Annotated in this window: 18 protein-coding genes and 1 tRNA gene; 4 read left to right on the forward strand and 15 right to left on the reverse strand. The window is 72.2% G+C overall.

Going from position 1 to position 20,548, the window contains the following annotated elements:
* Positions 1 to 68 precede the first annotated feature (68 nt).
* The 6 genes from IEV65_RS10575 to IEV65_RS10600 all read right to left on the reverse strand — a co-directional run bounded on the left by IEV65_RS10575 (position 69) and on the right by IEV65_RS10600 (position 7,610).
* Positions 69 to 620 (reverse strand): NYN domain-containing protein, encoded by a 552-nt coding sequence (locus IEV65_RS10575; protein ID WP_188430573.1) that lies wholly within the window; start codon positions 618 to 620, stop codon positions 69 to 71.
* A 35-nt stretch (positions 621 to 655) separates the two neighbouring features.
* On the reverse strand, positions 656 to 1,846 hold the full coding sequence (locus tag IEV65_RS10580; RefSeq protein ID WP_229735180.1) for an alpha/beta hydrolase: 1,191 nt from the start codon (positions 1,844 to 1,846) through the stop codon (positions 656 to 658).
* A complete protein-coding gene (locus tag IEV65_RS10585) occupies positions 1,843 to 2,862 on the reverse strand; it encodes a hypothetical protein (RefSeq protein ID WP_188430575.1) in 1,020 nt (339 codons plus the stop codon). Before IEV65_RS10585 ends, IEV65_RS10580 begins: the two co-directional genes overlap by 4 nt.
* Positions 2,852 to 4,069, reverse strand: a complete 1,218-nt coding sequence (locus IEV65_RS10590) for an ATP-grasp domain-containing protein (RefSeq protein WP_188430576.1) — start codon at positions 4,067 to 4,069, stop codon at positions 2,852 to 2,854. The genes IEV65_RS10585 and IEV65_RS10590 overlap by 11 nt, the downstream gene beginning before the upstream one ends.
* 20 nt (positions 4,070 to 4,089) lie before the next feature.
* A complete protein-coding gene (locus IEV65_RS10595) occupies positions 4,090 to 6,249 on the reverse strand; it encodes an acyltransferase family protein (protein WP_188430578.1) in 2,160 nt (719 codons plus the stop codon).
* 140 nt (positions 6,250 to 6,389) lie between these two features.
* On the reverse strand, positions 6,390 to 7,610 hold the full coding sequence (locus IEV65_RS10600; protein WP_188430580.1) for a hypothetical protein: 1,221 nt from the start codon (positions 7,608 to 7,610) through the stop codon (positions 6,390 to 6,392).
* A gap of 98 nt (positions 7,611 to 7,708) precedes the next feature.
* Here IEV65_RS10600 and IEV65_RS10605 point away from each other — a divergent pair, with 98 nt between their 5' ends.
* Together IEV65_RS10605 and IEV65_RS10610 are read left to right on the forward strand one after the other, a co-directional pair.
* Positions 7,709 to 8,227, forward strand: coding sequence for a peptidylprolyl isomerase (locus IEV65_RS10605; protein ID WP_188430582.1), 519 nt, complete (start codon positions 7,709 to 7,711; stop codon positions 8,225 to 8,227).
* A 17-nt stretch (positions 8,228 to 8,244) separates the two neighbouring features.
* On the forward strand, positions 8,245 to 9,162 hold the full coding sequence (locus IEV65_RS10610) for a rhomboid family intramembrane serine protease (RefSeq protein ID WP_188430584.1): 918 nt from the start codon (positions 8,245 to 8,247) through the stop codon (positions 9,160 to 9,162).
* A gap of 69 nt (positions 9,163 to 9,231) precedes the next feature.
* Here IEV65_RS10610 and IEV65_RS10615 read toward each other — a convergent pair whose 3' ends face one another.
* Entirely contained in the window at positions 9,232 to 9,495 is a 264-nt protein-coding gene (locus IEV65_RS10615) for a cell division protein CrgA (RefSeq protein ID WP_188430586.1), read from the reverse strand.
* 58 nt (positions 9,496 to 9,553) lie between these two features.
* Here IEV65_RS10615 and IEV65_RS10620 point away from each other — a divergent pair, with 58 nt between their 5' ends.
* On the forward strand, positions 9,554 to 10,360 hold the full coding sequence (locus IEV65_RS10620) for a DUF881 domain-containing protein (RefSeq protein ID WP_188430588.1): 807 nt from the start codon (positions 9,554 to 9,556) through the stop codon (positions 10,358 to 10,360).
* A 356-nt stretch (positions 10,361 to 10,716) separates the two neighbouring features.
* On the opposite strand, the gene pknB is transcribed toward IEV65_RS10620, so the two are convergent.
* The 8 genes from pknB to IEV65_RS10660 form a co-directional block, all read right to left on the reverse strand.
* The gene (gene pknB, locus IEV65_RS10625) at positions 10,717 to 12,750 is read right to left on the reverse strand and encodes a Stk1 family PASTA domain-containing Ser/Thr kinase (RefSeq protein ID WP_188430590.1); all 2,034 of its coding nucleotides are present in this window, start codon (positions 12,748 to 12,750) and stop codon (positions 10,717 to 10,719) included.
* Positions 12,747 to 14,204, reverse strand: a complete 1,458-nt coding sequence (locus IEV65_RS10630; RefSeq protein WP_188430592.1) for a peptidoglycan D,D-transpeptidase FtsI family protein — start codon at positions 14,202 to 14,204, stop codon at positions 12,747 to 12,749. The genes pknB and IEV65_RS10630 overlap by 4 nt, the downstream gene beginning before the upstream one ends.
* Complete coding sequence (locus IEV65_RS10635) at positions 14,201 to 15,595, reverse strand: FtsW/RodA/SpoVE family cell cycle protein (RefSeq protein WP_188430594.1); 1,395 nt, start codon at positions 15,593 to 15,595, stop codon at positions 14,201 to 14,203. The genes IEV65_RS10630 and IEV65_RS10635 overlap by 4 nt, the downstream gene beginning before the upstream one ends.
* Positions 15,592 to 16,977: a PP2C family protein-serine/threonine phosphatase gene (locus IEV65_RS10640; protein ID WP_188430596.1), complete on the reverse strand. Its 1,386-nt coding sequence runs from the start codon at positions 16,975 to 16,977 to the stop codon at positions 15,592 to 15,594. Before IEV65_RS10640 ends, IEV65_RS10635 begins: the two co-directional genes overlap by 4 nt.
* Positions 16,978 to 16,980: 3 nt before the next feature.
* On the reverse strand, positions 16,981 to 17,448 hold the full coding sequence (locus tag IEV65_RS10645; RefSeq protein WP_188430598.1) for an FHA domain-containing protein FhaB/FipA: 468 nt from the start codon (positions 17,446 to 17,448) through the stop codon (positions 16,981 to 16,983).
* Positions 17,448 to 18,281 (reverse strand): FHA domain-containing protein, encoded by an 834-nt coding sequence (locus IEV65_RS10650; RefSeq protein WP_188430600.1) that lies wholly within the window; start codon positions 18,279 to 18,281, stop codon positions 17,448 to 17,450. The genes IEV65_RS10645 and IEV65_RS10650 overlap by 1 nt, the downstream gene beginning before the upstream one ends.
* Positions 18,282 to 18,416: 135 nt before the next feature.
* Complete coding sequence (locus IEV65_RS10655) at positions 18,417 to 19,322, reverse strand: hypothetical protein (protein WP_188430601.1); 906 nt, start codon at positions 19,320 to 19,322, stop codon at positions 18,417 to 18,419.
* Between the two features lie 24 nt (positions 19,323 to 19,346).
* A complete protein-coding gene (locus IEV65_RS10660) occupies positions 19,347 to 20,294 on the reverse strand; it encodes a hypothetical protein (RefSeq protein ID WP_188430604.1) in 948 nt (315 codons plus the stop codon).
* Positions 20,295 to 20,436: 142 nt separating this feature from the next.
* Here IEV65_RS10660 and IEV65_RS10665 point away from each other — a divergent pair.
* Positions 20,437 to 20,520: transfer RNA gene (locus IEV65_RS10665), tRNA-Leu, on the forward strand.
* Positions 20,521 to 20,548 lie beyond the last annotated feature (28 nt).

A 20,548-nucleotide genomic window follows, 5' to 3' on the forward strand; every position in this document is an offset into this window, starting at 1 on the left:
CGGTGGGGGACGACGGACCCGAACACTCTAGCCACAACAGTCACATCCGTCACGCGAGTGGCGGTCGGTCAGAGGAACTGCGCCGGGTCGAAGTCCTCGATCGGGATGATCCGCAGGCGCGGCAGCGTGCTGTTGAAGGCGTGCGTGTCGTGCTCGAGGTCGAAGAACTGCAGGCCCCGGTGCTTCAGCGGGGTGAAGCCGGTGTTGCGGAACTCGTCGAACGCGATCAGCCCGACCCGGCGCTCGCCGTCGAGCAGCCCCTCGACCGACTCGAGGAAGTCGCCGTCGTGGCTGACCAGCATGACGTCGTCGTCGCGGTCCGCGATCGCGTCCAGGGTGCGCTGGATCGCGATGTCGACGACCTTCTGGTCCTCGGTGCCCGACAGCGGCACCGGCGTGTAGCCCAGCGCCCGGAGGGCCTGGACGAAGGTCATCGGCAGCCCGTTGGAGGCGTTGAGGAAGAACAGGCCGTTGGCCGGCTGGCCCCAGGTGTCGCGAGCGAAGCTGAGCAGCCGGTCCCACCGCGGGCGCTCCTCCGGCGTGGGGCGTCGCCCGAGGATGGAGGTGCCGAGCGTCGCGTCGATGTTCTCGCCGTCGACGAGCAGGTAGGTGACGGTCATGGCGTGCTCCTCGGTAGATCTATAGGATTATCGGATTACTCGTAGACAAACTTCTGCGGCCCCGGGAACACCCAGGACAGCCCGTCGCGCAGCCGGTCGCGCCAGTTCTCCCACGAGTGCCCGTCGCGGGACTCGACATAGCGCACGGTGGCGCCGGTCGACTCGAAGACCGGCACCATCGACCGGTTGGGCACGATGAGCGGCTCGTAGACCCCGCAGGTGATGAACATCCGGTCCGCGACCTTCCGCGGCCGGGCGCGGTAGGCGTTCATGAACGTCACGACCGGGTCGAACGCCGGCCCGCCGCCGTGGTCGGAGCCGATGTCGGTGAAGACGAACGAGCCCGACTGCAGGAAGAGGTTGCCGAACATCTCGGGGTTGCGGAAGGCCGTCGACAGCGAGGCGACCGCCCCGAAGCTGGCGCCCATGAGGCAGCGCGCGTCCGCCCGTCGGATCACCGGCAGCTGCTCCTCGATCGCGGGGACCAGCTCGTGCGCGATGTGCCGGGCGTGCGGCGCGTGGTTGGGGTACTCCCGCAGCCGGTCGCCGGGGTTGGAGAAGACGACGATGGTCTCGGCCATGTCGATGGAGTGGATGAGGTTGTCCAGGACCGTCTTCATCGCCGCGTAGGTGATGTAGTCGTTGCCGTCGTGCACGATGAGCAGCGGGTAGTGGCTGCTCCGCCGGAAGCGCGCGGGCAGGTAGACCTGGCTGTGCGTCATCCGCCGCAGCGCCTTGGACTGCAGCCGCAGCGGCATCAGGTCGCCGGGCCGGGTGTCCTCCTGTGGCAGCACCCACGGCGGCGTCTCGTAGCCCGCGGCCTGCAGCACGCTGGAGGAGCCGACCGGGGAGTGCGCGACGTGGGTGTTGAGGGGGTCGTTGAAGGTCTCGACGGCGGCGCCGACGCGGACCTCGACCTGGTACTCCACCCGCGAGTGGGCGGGCAGCTCGATCGTGACGTACCACAGCGGCGGCCCGTCGACGACCTCCAGCCGCTTGAGCGGCACGTGCTGTGGCTGGTTGACGATGCGGTGGCGGATCGCCACGGCGTCCACGTCTCCCCGGTAGAGGAAGGTGCACCGGGGACCCTCGACGATCGGGACCGCGCGCCCGGCGAGGAAGGTGCGGACGGTGGCGTCGTCCAGCGGGGTGCGGCCGCGGAGGACGTTGATCGCCAGCTTGCCCTTGTGCCGGGGAGGCATGGGGTATGGCGTGGGCAGGCTCACTCCCCCACCTCCCGTCGGTGGATGGTCGGGGTCCCGTCCGGTCCGACCACCGGGGCCCCGGCGGGCAGGCGGCCGTCGGCGTCGAGCGTCACCTCGGCGCGCTCGTCGAGGAGCAGCGGCTGGGCCGGGGCCACCCGGGCGGCGAGCCGACCCATCCGGACCGTGTCCTTGAGGTCCAGGCGCGCCCGCGGCGAGGGGAGCGCGACGACGTCGCGGGTCAGGCCCAGGCCCTTCATGAGCATCTCGGAGACACCGGCGCGCAGCGCGGAGTCGTCGAAGAAGAGCAGCACGCGCTCGGTCAGCGCCATCGCGCCCGCGCCCCAGGCGATGATCGGCCGGTGCAGCTCGGCGCGCAGCAGCGTCTCGCCGTCCTCCGAGAGCACCGGGCTGGCCAGGGCAGGAGCGAGGTTGAAGAGGTGGAGGGCCCCGAGCAGCACGCCCACGTGCCCACCGGGCATGACCACGGCATCGGTGCCGGCGAGGGCACGGCCCACGGCGAAACGGGCGTTGACGATGTGGTCGCGGTCCTGCGGGCGGTAGGTGGCGTAGAACTCCCGGTGCACGTCGTCGACCCGGGACAGGTGCCGGGCGTCCATCCGCCGCATGATCTCCACGGCGTCACGGATCGCGAGTTCCTGCACCTCGGGGTGCCGGGCCGGCTGGGCGACGAGCCGGCGCAGGCCGTCGGCGGCCTGCTCCAGACCGATGAGGTAGAGCTCCTGCATCTCCCCGAGCACCGCGCGGCGCTCACGGTCGGCCGCCTCGAGCTCGGGGTCGATCTCCCACACCTGCTGCATCAGGCTCCACAGGCCAAGGTTGGTCGTGCGTCCCCCGAGCTCGGCCACGAGGATCTCGTCCTCGGCCTCGCGGTCGCGCCACCCCGCCGTGATCGTGGCGAAGTGGCCGCCCGTGAGCCCGAGCCCGCGGACGACGCTGCGCAGCCGGGGCTTGCGCTGCGGCCCGAGGAGGGTGATGCGGTGGCCGGCCCCGGGATCGGTGGACGGCTCAGCCGGCATGGACCTGGACGGTCCGTCCGACTTCGTCGAGCATCGCGTGCAGCTGGTCGTAGTCCGGGTGCTTCATCCGGACCCAGGCGTTGGCCATGAAGCCGGCCTCGACCGGCTGGGTGGGCGTCCCCTGGGCGGGGATGTGCGCGTCGATGATCCAGCGGCCGTAACGGTTCTCGACGTCCTCCAGCCCGGTGTAGCCGGTGATCTGGCCGTCCCGGTCCGGGCGCAGCGCGATGATGCCGGCGGAGTGGCTGCGCGAGGGGCGCTGGCTCACCCGGCCGTGCACGATGGCCTCGGCCCACGCGGCATACACGTCCATGTCGTTGGCGGCGCAGTAGAGGTCCCAGCACCCCACGCCCGGGGGTCGGCAGCCGATCTCGCTGAACTTCAGGCCCTTGGGTCCGAAGAACCACTCCATGTGCGTGGCGGAGGTCTCGATGCCCAGGGCGCGGTTGACGCGCTCGCCCATCTCGCGGATCTCGTCGTAGAGGCCACCGCCGTCGATGCGGTTGGTGGCGATGAACTGCGGCGAGATCCAGCGGGTGCGCATCGCCTCCAGGACGCCGGGGAAGTAGTGGGAGGCGAAGTCGACCGCGATGTGTCCGTCGATCGAGATCGTGTCGTAGAAGCCCTCGTGCCCCTCGATGAACTCCTCTACGGCGATCGACCGGTAGTCACCCATGCCGTCCAGCGCCGCCTTGAGCTGGGTGTCGTCGTCCACGCGCTGGGTGCCGGCGGCGCCCGCGGCGTCGCGCGGCTTGAGGATGAGCGGGTAGCCGACCTGCCGGGCGAACTCCCACACCTTCTCGGCCGTGTCGGCGCCGGTGGAGGCGGCCGTGGGCACGCCGGCCGCGCGCAGCGCCTCCTTCATCGAGGGCTTGTCGCGGCACAGCCAGGTGGTCCGCACGGAGGTGCCCGGTATGCCGAGCTCCTCCCGGACCTGCGCCGCCACCATCTGGTGGGCCTCGATGGTGGACTCGAGGCGGTCGACCCAGACCATGCGCTGGACGCGACGCACCGCCTCGGTCATCTGGTGCCGGTCGGTGACCGAGCCGACCTGCTCGTAGTGGACCATCCAGCTCTTGAGCTGGTCGTCCAGGTACTCCCAGGGGGTCTCGCCGATGCCGATGACATTGGCTCCGACCGAGGCGAGGGCCCTGGGGAACTCGCGCTGGTTCCGCGGGAAGTGGGGCTCGACGAAGACGATGTTCACGGGTCTGAGCCTGCCACAGATCAGCCGTCGCGTCGGGCCAACGAGTCGAACGCGCGGGCCACCACGTCGGCATACACGTGCATGCCGTCCAGGTCCGGGTGCACCTGGTCGGTCTGGAGCGCCTCCGGCTGCCGGCCGATGGTGGCGTTCCAGTCGCCGACGACCGCGTTTGGGAAGTCGGCGACCACCTTCTCGATGGTGGCGTTGGAGGACTCGGTGAAGGTGGCGCGGACGTAGATGTTCATGACGACGACGTGCCGGTCGGGGCCGAGCGCGGTGAGGGCGGCGCGCAGGGCCTTGCCGTCCACGCCGGCGTTGGTGCCGAAGTGCAGGACCACGTTGTCGCGGATCGACCCGTCGGCGAGCCCGGCCTCGATCACCGGCCCCGCGTCGGGCCACTGGCGGTTGGACCGCGCGAGGAAGGTGATGCCCGGGAAGCGGTAGGCCAGCCCGTCGGCGCTGGTGACCACCAGAGAGTCGCCGATGGCCGTGATCGTGTCGCCGTCGGGCACGAGCAGGCCCTGGCTGTCGGATGCCCACGCCGAGGGGGCGCTCGCGCCGTCGGTCGGCGTCTTCGCGCTCTTCTTCTCCGAGCCCTTTTCCGACGAGCCCTTCTTCTCCGACGAGCCCTTCTGCTCCGCCGTCGGCGCCCCCTCCTCCGCGGTCCCGAGCGTCCCGCCCAGCGCGCTGGCCGTGACGGCAGCGTCCGCGCCGGTCGGGGGCGTGGACTCAGTGGCGTCGGAGGCGTCGGCGCCGAGCCGTGCCTCGCTGGCCTCGATGGCCTGCTGCGTCGCGGACTTCTCGGGGGCGGTGGCGACCGCGACCACCGTCGCGAGGAGCATCAGCGCCAGGGTGGCGCCGACGATGCGGGGCCCGCGCCGGACCGACCACGGGGTGGCCAGCCACCGCACCAGCGCCCCCAGCGAGCGGCGGACGCCGTGGCGACGCACGGGACGCTCGACCAGCCAGAACGACAGCTCCGCGAGGACGAGACTGGTCGTCAGGGCCGCCCCGAGGACGACGGCCGAGCGGACCGTGCCGGGGGCGGAGGGGAACACGTCGGCCAGGATGACGATGGCCGGCCAGTGCCACAGGTAGATGGCGTAGGACCGCTCGCCGAGCCACCGCAACGGCCGCAGCTGCATCAGCCGCCGCCACGGTCCGTCGGCCTCGAGCAGCCCCGCGACCAGTACGACGGTCGCCAGGGAGGCGAGCAGGATCCCCCCGCGGAAGGTCAGCGGGCTCGTCTCGCCCATCCAGCGCATGAGCCCCACGAGGACCGCGAGGGCGCCGAGCACGGCATACCCCCTCCAGCGCCGCCAGGCCCGGGAGCGCAGCCCCGCCCGGTGCCGCGGGTCGGCCCAGGCCAGGGCCAGGGCGGCGCCGGCCATCAGGCCCATGAGGTGCGTGTCGGTGCCGTAGTAGGCACGGGTGGAGTCGCCCGAGGGGTCCGCCAGGACCGCCATCGCCACGGCGCTCGCGACGCCCACCCCCGCGACGCCGATCACGCGCTGCCGGGTGGTGCGGGTCAGCGCGAGCACGATCACCAGGGTGAGTGGCCAGAGCAGGTAGAACTGCTCCTCCACCGCCAGCGACCAGAAGTTGACGAAGAGGATCGGTGAGGTGGAGCGGAAGTAACTCTGGTCGGCCGCGAGCTCGAGCCAGTTGGTGCTGAAGGTGAGTGCCCCCAGCACCTGCCGTCCGATGCCGACGAGCAGGTCGCCGCCGACGATCCGCGCGGCCGAGACGCTGACGACCACGACGAGGAGCAGCGGCGGCAGCAGCCGCCGCGCCCTGCGCCGCCAGAACGACGGCAGGTCGATCCGGCCGCGCTGGGCGAGCTCGCGCAGGAGCAGGGTGGTGATGAGGAAACCGCTGACGACGAAGAAGACGTCGACGCCGAGGAAGCCGCCCGGCAGCGCGGGCGGGACCAGGTGGAACACGAGGACCGCGGCGACCGCGATGGCGCGCAGCCCGTCCAGACCAGGGATGGCCCCCGGTCGGGGGTCGACGCCGGTGGGTCCGCGACCGCCGCGCCGACCGCCCGTGCGTGGTGGCGGTGCGGGTGTCGGGGCCTTCTCCTCGAGCAGGTCCTGCCGGTATGCCGTCGGCAGGCTGGGCGCGTCGAGGTCCCGCTCGTCGGGGGCAGGGTCGCGGAAGGCCCGTGCGGGAACCGACACGACGCACCTCCTCAGGCTTGCTCGTCGGCCAGCCTAGGGGCGCTGACGTGCAGGAACGCCGCGTCGCGTCGGTGTGTCGCCGAAACGGGTGGGACGCGCGAGGCGCCCCGACCGGGTGGGTCGGGGCGCCTCGTGCGGGATCACGCCTTGTCGTCGGGCCGCAGCTCGCCCTCGTCCGCGGGCAGCTGCTCCTCGGCCGGGAGGGGGGTCTCCGACCCCAGCTCGTCGATCTCCTCCGGCTCGAGCATCCGGACCGGCCCGGTGGCCGTGCTCTCGGTGTCGGCTACGGGCTCAGGCGCGGTGTCCACGGCCGCCACGGGGGACTCGGTCGCCACGGGGGGCTCGGTCGCCACGGGGGTCTCGGTCGGCACGGTCGCCTCCGTCGCCTCGTCGCTGCCCACCGGGCCGTGGCTCGCCCACGGGTCGCGGTCGTTCGTGCTGGCCCAGGGGTCGGCGGCCTGCTGGCGCTGCTGCTGCCCGAGATACCAGGCGACACCGGCGCCCGCGGCCGCGAGGAGGCCGAGGGTGATGAGCGCGCCACCCTTGCGACGGCGACCGGCCTTGGGGGCTCCGGTGAGCGCTGCGATGGCGCCCTCGTCCTTGGCCAGCACGCGGTCCTTGCCGGTCTGGACGTCGCCGATCATCGTCTGCAGCTTGGGCAGCAGCTCGTCGTTGATGAGGTCACGCAGGTGGTCGACCTTCGGCGCCATTGCGGCGACACCCTCCTGGGCGCGCGGCACGGCGGCGTCGATCCCGTGGTCTACGCCGGAGACGGCGCGGTTGCGGGTCTCGGCCGCCTTCTCACGGGCTGCGGCGGCGAGGGCGGCCAGCACGGCTGCGCCGACACCCGCCTTCTCGGCCGCCACCTCGCCCATCGGGCCGGACCGCTCCTTGACGGTCCTGGCCGCCTGGGCGGAGCGCTCGCGCAGCACCTCGGCCGCGTGTGCGCCCTGCTCACGGGCGGCCTCGGCCGCCCGGTGCGCGCCGACGCTCGCCGCGGCCCCGGCGGTGCCCGCGAGGGCGGCCACGGCCCCGCCGGCCTCGGCGGAGCGGGCGTCGAGGGCCTTGCGCCCGTGCTGCGCGGCGGCGCGGCCGTGCTCGGTGGCCTTCGCGGCCGCCTTGCCTGCGGCGGCGCGGTCGTGAGCGGCAGCCTTGAGGGCCTTGGCGCGGGTCTTGCGCGCCTGCTTGCGAGCGCTGGTGTCGTCCGCCGGGGCGGTGGCCTCGGCGAGCGTGGCCACCACGGCGGCGCCGAGGTGCCGGGCACCGCTGGCGGCGTTGGAGCCGGCCTCCGCTGCGTCACCGCGGGCCTTCCCAACCTGGGCGCTGGCGCGCTCGGCATCGGTCTTGAAGAACCAGGACACTGACGTCCCTCCTTCTCGTTGGGGTCTGGCTCCATCCTGCCCTGCCCGTGCGGGTTAGGCCAGCGGGCCCGACGGTGCCGCGTGCGAGACTTGCCCCCATGAACGTCACGCTGCACACCAACCACGGCGACATCAACCTCGTGCTGTTCGAGCACGCCGCCCCCAAGACCGTGGCCAACTTCGTGGGCCTCGCGACCGGGGAGAAGGACTACAAGGACGACGCGGGGCGCACCAACCCCGAGCCCTTCTACGACGGCCTCACCTTCCACCGGGTCATCCCCGGCTTCATGATCCAGGGCGGCTGCCCCCTGGGCGAGGGCATCGGCGGCCCGGGCTACATGTTCGACGACGAGATCAGCCCCGACAAGAACTTCACCCAGCCCTACATGCTCGCGATGGCCAACGCCGGCAAGCGCATGGGCAGGGGCACCAACGGCTCGCAGTTCTTCATCACCGTCGACGCGACCACCTGGCTGCAGGGCAAGCACACGATCTTCGGCGAGGTCGCCGACCAGGCGTCGCGGGACGTCGTCGACGCGATCGCCGCTGTCAAGACCGGCCGCAACGACAAGCCGGTCGAGCCGGTCGTCATCGAGCGCGTCTCCGTCGAGCGCTGACGCACCCGACCCACCGCGTGAGCACCACACCTCCCTCGTCCCCGCCCCCGGCCCCGGTCGGCGGCGGGGAGGGGGCCGGGCAGCCGACCTGCCCCCGGCACCCGGACCGCGTCTCCTACATCCGTTGCCAGCGCTGCGACCGACCGGTGTGTCCTGACTGCCAGCGTCCCGCAGCCGTCGGTGTCCAGTGCGTCGACTGCGTCCGCGAGGGGGCCAGGAACGCCCCCACCCCGCGCACCCGTTTCGGCGCCCCGGCGACGACGGGCACCCCGTACGTCACCTACACCCTGGTCGGCCTCTGCGTCGCGGTCTACCTGGGCCAGTGGACGGTGCCCGGGCTGACGGAGCGACTCTCCTTCGTCGGCGTCCTCGCCGGCAGCGAGCCGTGGCGGTTCGTCACCACCGCCTTCGTCCACTCCCCGAGCAGCCTGCTGCACATCCTGTTCAACATGTACATCCTGTGGTCGTTCGGACCCGTCCTCGAGCGCACGCTGGGAGCGGCGAAGTTCCTCGTGACCTATCTGCTGTGCGCGATCGGTGGCTCGCTGGGCGTCCTGCTGCTGGCCGCCCCGCGCCCCGGCTGGTTCACCCACGTGGTGGGCGCCTCGGGCGCGATCTTCGGGCTCCTGCTGCTGTATGTCGTGCTGCTCCTGCGGCGCGGGCACGTCCCGACCAGCCTGCTCGTGATGATCGGCATCAACCTCGCGCTGCCCTTCTTCGTCGGCGGTATCGCCTGGCAGGCGCACGTCGGCGGCGCGGTCACTGGGGCGGTCGTCGGAGGGCTGCTCTGGCTGGCCAGCTCACCAGGGCGCACGGCAGAGGCTGCGCGTCGACGCCGGCTGATCTGGCCGGCGCTGGGTCTGGTCGCCCTCGTGCTCGTCGGGCTCTCGGTGCTGCGGCTGGTCCAGGTCATGGGGCCGGCGGCGTTCGCCTGAGCCGAGTTATCCACAGACCCGAGTTACACGGGTGTGATTATCCCCAGTGTGGGGACAACCTTTGGACAACTACCGCCACTGGGTGGCCATGCCGAAGCCGGCCATGATGAGCCCCATCCCGATGCCGAGGTTCCAGTAGCGGATCGAGGCGATCGGCCACTCGCCGCCGGTGATGTAGAAGGTCGCCACCCACAGCACCCCCACCACCATCAGCGCGCACATCACGGGCACGAACCAGCCGGGGTTGGACTGGATCTTCTGGGTCGGCTGGGACAGCTCGCTGGTGCGACGGGCGCGCTGCCTGGCGCCCTCTCGGCCGCGGGACTCGGGCACGACGGCCTCCTTCGGTGACGGATCGGTGCGGTCAGGATACGCGGATACGCTGGTCCCGATGAGCACCGCACCCAGCCCCGGCCCCTCGACGCCCACCGGGCGTCGCCGACCCTGGGCGGGGACCGCGGGGGTGACGGTCGTCTGCCTGACGGCCGGCCTGCTCTTCGGGACCAGCGCCGCGCTCGCCCGCACGGCCTCCCAGTCCAGCGGGGCGAGCGACCTGCCCAGCCTCATCACCGCGCGCGGCGACCAGGTGCGCCAGCTCAGCGTCACCGCCGACGAGCTGCGCGCCGAGGTGGAGCAGCTGCAGGCGCAAGGGGGCAGCGGCCGTGCGGAGGCGATCGGCGGCAAGGCCGACAGCATGGCGCCGATGGTCGGGCTGGCCCCGGTCAGCGGGACGGGGGTCCAGGTGACCCTCGACGACGCGGGCTACAGCCTGGACACCCTCCCGGAGGGCTACTCCGTCGACGACGTCGTCGTCCACCAGCAGGACGTGCAGGCCGTGGTCAACGCCATGTGGGCCGGCGGCGCCGAGGCCGTCATGGTCATGGACCAGCGCATCGTCTCCACCAGCGCCGTCCAGTGCGTCGGCAACACCCTCTACCTCCAGGGGCGGGTCTACTCCCCGCCGTTCACCGTCACCGCCATCGGTGACCCGGACCGGCTGCACGCCGCGCTCACGGCCGACCCGGTGCTGGTCACCTACCGCCAGTGGGCCGACGCCATCGGCCTGGGCTACGAGGAGCGCGACCTCGGCCAGGTCGAGATGCCCGGCTTCGCCGGCGGGGTACGCCCTCGCTACGCCACGGTGGCCGAGACCACACCGCCGTCCGAGGACCCGACGCCAGGCACCGACCAGGGCTAGACAGCCTGCCCCCTGAGCCGCTCCCTGCCGTCCCGCACCTCCCTCTCGGGCGACTTCACCATGCGTGTGCAGTTCTGTGGTGTCACAAGCATCGTCAGGACGATGAATGTGTCACGACAGAACTGCACACCGATAGTTCTGCCCATCGGGCGTCACAAGATCTTGCTGTATGCCGCAGCCCTCGCCCTTCTCGGCGCTCTCCCGGGGACCGGCCGATCTCCTGGCTCACGCCGAGGGCCCTGCTCGGGGTCAGCCGGCTCTCGATGCCGGACGCGGGGGTGGCCAAGAACGTCACCGGCACCTGGGACAGCCCGTTCGTCCCGTACGACCAGGGCATGGACCCCTTCCGCGGAACGTCAGGGTTGCTCCGGCGGATCCGTCGGCGTCGTCGAGGGCGGGTCGGTCGTCGGCGGGTCCGTCGGCTCCGTGGTCGGCTCGTCCGTGGGCTCCGTGGTCGGATCGTCGCTCGTGGGGGGCGGAGTCGTGGTGGGCGGAGTCGTGGTGGGCGGAGGTGCCGGCTCGAGGGTGACCGTGGACGGCGGCTGCTCGGCCACGACGATCGTGACCTCGGTCCCCTGCCGGACCACCTCTCCCGGCTCGACCGACTGCTCGAGGACGGTCCCGGGCTCGGTCTCCCAGGTCTGCAGCACCTCCACCCTGAAGCCGAGGCTGGCCTCGCTGAGCAGCCGGACGGCCTCGTCGCGCGACTCACCGACGAGGGTCGGCACCTTGACGTCGCCGCTCGAGACCCGCAGGACGATCTCCCGGTCCGGCGCGACCTCCTGCCCCTCCTCGGGATCCGTGCCGATGACCAGGCCCTTCTCCACGTCGGGGTCGTCGACCTCCTCGGCCTCGGCCCGCACGTTGGTGAAGCCCAGCCTCGCGAGCTCGGCCCGGGCGGCGTCCTCGTCCATCCCGGCCAGCCGGGGGACCGTGAGCGCCTCGGGGCCGGCCGAGACGACCAGGCGCACCTGTGACCCCTGGGGGGCCGTGCCACCGGGCGGGTCCTGCTCGATGACGGTGCCCGCCTCCTTCTCGCTGGAGCGCTCGGTGGCCTCGGGCACGACGAAGCCGTCGTCCGTGAGCACCTGCCGGGCCTGCTCCTCGGTCATCCCGACGGTGGACGTGACGGCCACCTGCGGTGTCTCCGGCGCCCCTCCGGGCCCCATGACCTGCCAGAGCACCCAGGCCACGCCGGCAGTGGCCAGCAGGGCGAGCACCCCGAGCAGCAGAGCCGCGCCGCGGTGGCGCCGTTCGCGGACCGGCATCTCGTCGGTGCGCTCCCAGCGGTCGTCCTCGTATGCCGTGCGCGGTGCGCGTTGCTCGCCCGGCAGGAAGGGGTCGGTGCCCTCGTCCGCGGGCGGGCCCGCGGCATACGCCACCCTCGGGACGGCGGCGGTGTCCTCGGACGCACGGGCCGCGCGCGCGGCCGCCGCGGCGCCAGCACCCATCACCGCCGCGTAGCTGGCCCGCGCGGCCGCGGACACCGGCTCGTCGGCGCGGACGGCGTTGAGGTCCGCGCGGAAGGCCTCGGCGCTCTGGTAGCGCGCCTCGGGCTTCTTCTCCAGCGCGTGCAGCGTGACCGCGTCGTAGGCCTCGGAGAGGTGGTGGACAAAGGCGGACGGCGGTCGGGGCGTCTCGCCCAGGTGCTGGTAGACCAGGGAGACAGGGTCGCCCTGGAAGGGCGTGCGGCCGGTCAGCAGCTCGTAGAGCAGGCAGCCGACGGAGTAGAGGTCGGAGCGTCCGTCGACGTCCAGCCCCTGCGCCTGCTCCGGCGAGAGGTAGCGGGCGGTGCCCATGACCGCCGAGGTCTGGGTCATCGTCGCGGCGGTGTCCGCCAGCGCACGGGCGATGCCGAAGTCCATGACCTTGACGCCGCCGGAGGGGGTGACCATGACGTTGGCCGGCTTGATGTCGCGGTGCACGAGACCGCGCTCGTGGGCATACTCCATGGCCTGAAGCACGGCGACGGTGATGCGAGCCGCCTCGTCCGGGGCGAGCACGCCGCCGGGGCTGTCGTTGAGCGCCTCGCGCAGGGTGCGGCCGTCGACATACTCCATGACGATGTAGGGCACGTGCAGCGGGGCGAGCCCAGCCTGGGGGACGCTCTCCTCGCCGGAGTCGAAGACTCCGACGATCGAGGGATGGCTGAGCCCGGCCGCGGCCTGGGCCTCCCGGCGGAACCTGGCCAGGAACGAGGAGTCGCGCGCGAGGTCGGTCCGCAGGATCTTGATCGCGACGTTGCGGCCCAGGCGCAGGTCGTGACCGAGGTGGACGTCGGCCATGCCGCCGCGCCCGATGAGCTCGCCGACCTCGTAACGGCCGCCCAGGACACGCGGCTCCTCGGCGGCGGCGGGGGCCGGGGTCGCGCGGGTGGGGTCGTCCGTCATCGCTGGGCTCCTGCCTCGAACATCGCGCGGGCGATGGGGGCCGCGACCACCCCGCCGGTCTCGCCCGACCAGTCGTCGGTGGCCGACTCGACCACCACCGCGACGGCGATGCGGGGGTCGTCCGCCGGCGCGAACCCGGTGAACCACCCGTGGGCCGCCCCCTGGGTGCCGTACTCGGCGGTGCCTGTCTTGCCCGCGACGCTCATCCCCGGGAGGGCGGCTGCGGTGCCGGACCCGCTCTCCACCACGCTGACCATCATGTCGCGCAGGGCCTCGGCGGTCGCGGGCGAGACCGCGCGCGACAGCTCGCGCGGATCCGTCTCGTCGATGACCTCCAGGTCGCTGTCCCGCACGGTCTGGACGACGTAGGGCGTCATCACCGAACCCCCGTTGGCGATCGCGGCGGAGATCATCGCCACCTGCAGCGGGGTGACCCGGACCTCGTGCTGCCCGATGCCCGTCAGCGCCACCTGGGCGGGGTCGGGGCTCTCCGGGTATGACGAGGGCGTCACCGGCATCGGGACGGCCAGCTCCTGGCCGAAGCCGAACTCCTCCGACTGCTCCCGCAGGGCGTCGGCCCCGAGCTCGCCGGCGAGCCAGGCGAAGGAGGTGTTGCAGGAGATCCGCACCGACTCCGCCAGCGTCGGGCGGTCCTCCGGGTCGCACGCCGCGCCGCCGAAGTTGGGCAGCGACGTGCTCGAGCCGGGGAGGGTGTAGGTGCGGCCACCCTCGAGCTCGGAGTCCGGGTCGTAGTCGCCGCTCTCCAGGGCGGCGGCCGCGACGACGAGCTTGTAGGTGGAGCCGGGAGGGTAGAGGTCGCCGCCGATGGCACGGTTGACGAGCGGTCGGTCAGGGTCCTCGTCGAGCTCCGCGAACGTCCTGTCGACGGCGGCGAGCTGGTGGCTGCTGAGGCCGTTGGGGTCGTAGGAGGGGCTGCTGACCATGGCCAGGATCGCGCCCGTGCGGGGGTCCAGGGCGACGGCGGCGCCGCGCCGGCCGCCCAGGGCCTCCTGGGCCGCGGCCTGCACGGCCGGGTCGATCGTCAGCTCCAGGCTGGCGCCGCTGGGCGGCGTGCCGGTGAACAGGTCGCTCACCCGCTGGTAGAAGAGGCTGTCGTCCGTCCCCGCGAGCACGGCGTTCGCGGCCCGCTCCAGGCCCGGGCCGGCCCCGTAGGTGAAGGAGAAGTAGCCGGTGAGGTGGGCATAACGGCTCGCCTGGTCGTAGCGGCGGATCCAGCCCAGCTCGTCGTCGGTGCGCTCCGAGCGCGCGACGGCGGTGCCGTCGACGAGGATAGCGCCGCGGTCGCGGCTGTAGGTCTCGATGAGCGTGCGTCGGTTGCCGGGGAGGTCACGCAGGTCCTCGGCCTGGACGAACTGGATCCACGTGGTGGAGAGCAGAAGGGCCGTGAACATCAGCATGACGACGACGGCGAGGCGGCGGATGGGGGTGTTCACGGCGTGACCTCCGTGGGGTGCGCCCGGTCCGTGGTCGGGTCCAGGCGGCGCTCGGAGACGGGTCGGCGGGCGTGGTCGCTGATCCGCAGCAGCAGCGCGACGATGACCCAGTTGGCCAGCAGCGAGGAGCCGCCCGCGGAGAGGAACGGGGTGGTCAGGCCGGTGAGCGGGATGACGCGGGTGATCCCGCCGACGATGACGAAGACCTGCAGGGCGACGGTGAACGCCATACCCGCGGCAAGGAGCTTGCCGAAACCCTCGCGGGCGCCGATCGCGGTGCGCAGGCCCCGCTCGACGAGCAGGGCGTAGAGCAGCAGCATGGCGAACAGGCCGATCATCCCCAGCTCCTCGCCGAAGCTGGCGATGACGTAGTCGCTGGCCGGGAAGTAGGTGATGTAGGGGTAGCCCTCGCCCAGACCGGTGCCGAAGATGCCGCCGTGGCCCAGGCCCATCAGGCCCTTGGCCACCTGGTCGGACTGGCCGGGGGCGAACGGGTCGAGCCACAGGGTCACGCGCTGCTGGACGTGGCTGAAGAGCTGCCACGCGAGCACCGCGCCGGCGACGAACAGGCTGAGGCCGATGACGATCCAGCTGGTGCGCTCGGTCGCGACGTAGAGGACGGCGACGAAGAGGCCGAAGAACAGCAGCGAGGAGCCGAGGTCGCGCTGGGAGACGAGGATCAGGACCGACAGGCCCCAGGCCACGAGGATCGGGCCGAGGTCGCGGGCCCTCGGCAGCTGCAGGCCCAGGAACCGCCTGCCCACGAGCGAGAGGGCGTCACGGGTGGTGACGAGGTAGCCGGCGAAGAAGACCGTCAGCGCGATCTTGGCCAGCTCGCCCGGCTGCAGGCTGAACGGGCCGATCCGGATCCACAGGCGCGAGCCGTTGATCTCCTGGCCGACGACGGGGAGCATCGGCAGCAGGAGCAGCACGAAACCGATGGCCATGGCCGTGTAGGTGTAGCGGCGCAGCACCCGGTGGTCGCGGACCACGACGAGGGCGACCGCCGCCATGGCCACCGCAAGCCCGGTCCACAGCAGCTGGCGCGCGGCCACCCCGTCGGTGGGGCCGAGCCCCTGGCTGACGTCGATCCGGTGGATCATCACCAGCCCCAGCCCGTTGAGGAGGGTGGCGATGGGGAGCAGGAGCGGGTCGGCATACCGGGCCCGCCAGCGGAGCACGACGTGCAGGGCGAGCGGCAGGACCCCGAAGAGGCCGACGTGCCACCACACGTCGGTGGGCAGGCGGTCCTCGGTGGCGATGCTCACGTTGACGTAGGCCAGCGCCACGATCGCGACGGCGAAGACCACCAGCACCAGCTCGACGAGCCGGCCGCTGCGGACCTTCAGGCTGGTCACCGTCGAGGGTCTGGCGGTGGGTGCCAGGGTCATGGGCGCTCCTCCCCCAGGGTCACGGCCAGCTCCAGCGGACCGGCCATCGGGTGGCCGGGCGGGAGGGTGGCGGTCACGGGATCGTCGGAGGCGCTCGGGGCGTCGGTGGTGCTCGTCGCGTCGTCGGCCGGACGAGGGGCGCGCGGTGCGTCTGCCTCGGCCCGGCGGGCGGCCAGGTCGCGCAGCTCGGCGACGATGGTCTCTGCCCCCTCGCGGTCGTCGGCGGCCAGGGTGGCGCGGACCCGGCCCTGGTAGTAGTCGGGCAGGTCGTCCACCGCCAGGTCGGTCTGCTCCTCGACCGAGCTGAGCTCGATGGGGCCGAGGTCCTGGGCCAGGCCACGATAGATCGCCACCTGGCCGTCCTGCTCGCCCACGAAATACTGGTCCTGGCTCCATCGCCAGCCCAGCCAGCCGGCGGCGACCACGACCGCGAGGACGGCGGCCGCGACGACCGTGCGCCGCAGCCAGCGGACCAGCGGGTGGGCGCTCGTGGCCTCCTCGGCCAGCACCGGCCCGTCGCTCGCCGCGGACGCTCCGGCGGCGGCCCGGCTGAGCTCGGCGGCCTTCTCGGCGGGGGTGAGGGTGCGGGACGTGGGGGCGCTGCGCCGGACGCTGGCCGCGCCCACGACCTGCGGCTTGAGGGTGCCGGCGCCGGCGTGGACGACGTCGGCGACGATGACCGTCACGTTGTCCCGGGTGGAGGCGCGCAGGGCGAGCTGGATCAGCTCGTCCGCCACCTGGCCGGGGGTGCGGTCGCTCTCGGCCAGGATCTCGCTGACCGTCTCCTCCGCGGCATAGTCGGTGAGGCCGTCGCTGCACAGCAGGAGCCGGTCGCCGAGGCGCAGCTCCCGCATGGACAGGTCCGGACGATCCTCCGGGCGGCCTGTCAGGACGCGGGTGACCAGCGAGCGCTGCGGGTGGTGCAGGGCCTCCTCCGGCCCGATGCGGCCCTCGTCGAGCAGCTTCTGGACGAAGGAGTGGTCCTTGGTGATCTGGGTGAGCCGCCCGGCGCGGAGCAGGTAGGCGCGGGAGTCACCGATGTTGGCGACCGCGAGCTTGCTGGCGGTGCGCAGCATGGCGATGCAGGTGGTCCCCATGCCGCTGGAGTCCGGATAGGCCTCCATGACGTCGGCGAGCCGGTCGTTGGCCTCCTCGACCGCCTGCTCGAGGATGTCGAGGGCGTCGTCGGCGCCGTGCGACTCGCCGTCGAGGTGGACCAGCTCGCCCACGACGAGGGAGCTGGCGACGTCTCCCGCGGCGTGCCCGCCCATCCCGTCGCAGAGCACGAGGAGCTCCGGCCCCGCGTAGGCGGAGTCCTCGTTGCGGGACTTGCTGCCCAGACCCTGGTTGGAGCGGGCGGCGTAGCGGAACGCGATCGACATCGGTCAGCGGCGCAGCTCGAGGACGGTCTGTCCGATGCGGATCTGGGCGCCCGGGTCGAGCCGGACGCCGGTGCCGATCCGCCGACCGTTGACCTCGGTGCCGTTGGTCGAGCCGAGGTCGTCGGCATACCAGGCGTCGACGCCGGGGTAGATGCGCAGGTGCCGGCCGGAGGCGTAGTCGTCGGTCAGCACCAAGGAGCACTCGGGATTGCGGCCCACCAGCAGCCCGGCGTCGTGCAGCGGGACGGAGGTGCCGCGCAGCCGGCCCTCGGTGACGACCAGGTGGGTCGGGGAGTTCTTGCGCTGGCGGCGCTCGGAGCGGGTCTCCCGGGTGGCGCGGGCCGGTCCGGCGTTGTGGCTCACGCGGGTGCCGTAGAGGTCGCCGCGCAGGACGCCCACCACGGAGAAGACGAAGGCCCAGAGCAGGACGATGACCCCGAGACGCACGAGGTTGAGGGTCAGCTCACCCATCAACCCTCCATGCGGAAGGTCAGGTGGGTCCGTCCCAGGGTGATGCGGTCGCCGGAGCGCAGCTCCTCGCTGCCGACCTGCTCGCCGTTGAGGTAGGTGCCGTTGGTCGACCCGAGGTCGCGCAGCACGACCTGCAGGTGCGGTCCGTCGTGGCTGATGCGGATCTCGGCGTGGCGGCGCGAGACGCCCGGGTCGTCCACCGGCAGGTCGGCGGAGGCGTCGCGACCGATGACGGTGACGGCAGCCGCGAGCGGGACGAGCCGGCCGTCGACCTCGAGCGCTGGTCGTGCGGAGCGGCTGCGTGCCGGGCGGACCGGGTCCGGGCTGAACTCCCGGGTCACGGGGCGACGCTCCTGCGGCGCCGGCGCCGGGGGGCCGGGCACTGCCGGGGCCCGTCCCTCGAGGCGCTCGTTGCGGGGGGTGGCCTGGGCGTACTCCTGGGCCTCACCCCGGCCGGACCGCCCGTCCTTGGCTGCCGGCCGGACCCGGAAGATCCCGGTCTCGAGGTCGTCGCCGGAGACGAGGCGCACCTCGAAGGGGCCGGGAGCGACATACCGCTGGGCGTCGGCGTGGTCCTCCGCCGCCGCGATGAGCTCGTCGGTGAGCGCGTGGGAGTAGGAGTCGAGGCGCTCGTAGTCGGTCTCGGCCAGCTCGATCGTGAAGACGTTGGGGACCATCGTGCGGCCGGGCCCGAGCACGGCGGCCCGGTCGTCCATCGACTTGCGCATCGCCGAGGCGATCTCGACGGGCTGGACCTCGGCCTTGAAGACGCGGGCGAAGGGCTGCTTGACGGCCCGCTCAAGCCCTCGCTCGAGCTTGTCGAACACTCCCACGGCCACTCCTCTCGGGGTTCTCTGCAGGTCCTCGCCGGCACAGCGGCAGGGACGGTCCGTTCGATCGTACTTGCCGGGCCTGCGAGGTCCCTGGAGGAACCGGTCGTGGGAGTGGCTCGCCGTGGAGCCGGGGAATCAGGTCCAGCGGGCGTCGATCACGAAGTTGACGCTGATCACCCCGTGGTCCTGACCGCCGTCGACCAGGGCGGTGTCGAGATCCAGGATCTGGGTGTACCGGCTCACGATGTCCTCACCGGTGTTGTCCGGGTAGGAGAAGAGGAGCCCGAGCGGCTGGTCGCGGAAGGACCAGAAGCCGTGGTCCTCGATGACGCGGCCGTGGGTCTCCGGCGTGTACTCACCCGCCAACCGCACCGCGTGCTCGCTGCCGTAGCGCTCCAGCGTCGCCTGGTCCTCGTCGACCAGTGCCTGGTAGAACGCGTCGGCGTACTGGTTGTACAGGTTGTCCTCCACCCTGGTGAGGCTGTCGCCCGGCGTGGGCCCTGTTGTGAAGTCCGCACCCACGACACCGTCGGTGCTGCCGAGCGCGTCGACCTCGACGGTGACCTCGAGGCGGGCGCCGACCGGGTGGCCGTAGCGGACGACGTGCAGGCCCTCTCCGGCCTCGCCCACCCACGCCACGGAGCTGTCGTCGTCGTAGTTCCACCCGTCGTCGGTGGACCACGTGCCGGTCGCCGCCTCGACCTCCGGCACGGCGAGGTCCGCCACACGGCCGGTGTCCTTGGCGTGCCAGGCCGCGACGAAGGCGTCGGCGTAGGCGACCACCTCCGAGGGGTATGACACGACGTCATCCGTGCCGCTGGTGCCGCTGTCCGACGTCTCCTCGGTGGCGGCTGTCTCCTCCTCGGTGGCCTCGGGCGTGGTGGTCGACGTCGCCTCGTCGGTGGCGGCCGCAGGTGCCTCGGTGGTCACCGCGGCCGGGTCGGATGCTGTGGATCCCGCGTCGAGGGTCGACTCGTCGCACCCGGTCAGGGCGAGGGCGAGCGTCATACCAACGACGAATGTCAGGTGCGTGCGGTGCATGGGTGCCTCCCTTTGGGGTGATGGTCATGCCCAGCGTTCGATGATGGGCCGGCCGATGCTCTTGATCGAGCCCTGTGTGGTGCGCTCGAGGACAGCCGGGTCGACGAAGATCACCGGGCGAGGCTCCATGTCACCAGCCTCTCGCCGCAGCGTGGAGTCGAAGGTGATGAAGAGGTCGGCTGGAATGTTCTGGTAGGCAGCCATCGACCCGAAGCCCCGCACCTCGTTGTCGGCGACCGTCATCCACTCGCGGTCGAGCAGGGACCAGTCGCCGTCGTCGCTGAGCATGGCGTCGAGAGCACTCGCGTCACCCTCGACCATGAGGTCGAGTGCCTCCGCGACGGGGCTGGCGAAGCAGTCGTCGCTCAGCGTGACGCTCCCCAGCGACCAGGACACGTCGAGGTTGACGACCGCGTCCGGACCCCCGAGGGCCGACCGGTCGAGAACGATGTAAGCCTCCGTGTAGTCCGGCCTCGTCACGTGGTCACTCGTGACATGGGTGATCATCAGATCGGGATAGCCGATCGGCTCCAGGGAACCGAACGTCTCGTCCTCGCCCATGAGCACGTGCCATCGGATCCAGCCGTCGTTTCCGGCGAGGCAGCGGGCGACCGCCGCGGACTCCCGGCCAGCCATCGCGTCGATCGTGGCGAAGCTACCGGTGGACACGGCGTGGAAGAAGACGTCGACATAGTCAGCGGCGTTGTCGGGGTATGCCGGCTGCGCCGGCTCGGGCGGCTGCGTCGGCTCGGGGGCGGCGGTCGCCGGATCGGTGGGCTCGTCGGTCGGCGTGCTGCTGGAGCTGACGCTGGGAGCCTCCGTCGTCGTCGCCTCCTGGTCCGCCGGCGCAGGGGCCGCGGTGGTCAGGGCAGCGACGTCGGTGGTGCTCCCCTCGGATGTCACGCTGCCGCACCCGGTCACGGTGAGCGCGAACGTCATACCTGTGATGACGGTGGCGGTTGTGCCGCGCATCGTGGTCCCTCCTCCCGCGTTGCTGGGTTGTCACTGTGCACGACGCCGCTCCGTCCGACCTGGTTGGTCACGATCCGGTCACGGCTCCGGATCGGCAGATTTCGGGGTGACCCCGGGCGCGTGCTAATCTTGCTCGGCACTCGCGCGAGTGGCGGAATAGGCAGACGCGCACGGTTCAGGTCCGTGTGCCCGAAAGGGCGTGGGGGTTCAACTCCCCCCTCGCGCACACAGCAGGAAGCCCCGGCCAGAGAGAT

It is taken from the genome of Ornithinimicrobium tianjinense, from assembly GCF_014636495.1.
GTDB classification, from domain to species: Bacteria; Actinomycetota; Actinomycetes; order Actinomycetales; family Dermatophilaceae; genus Ornithinicoccus; species Ornithinicoccus tianjinensis.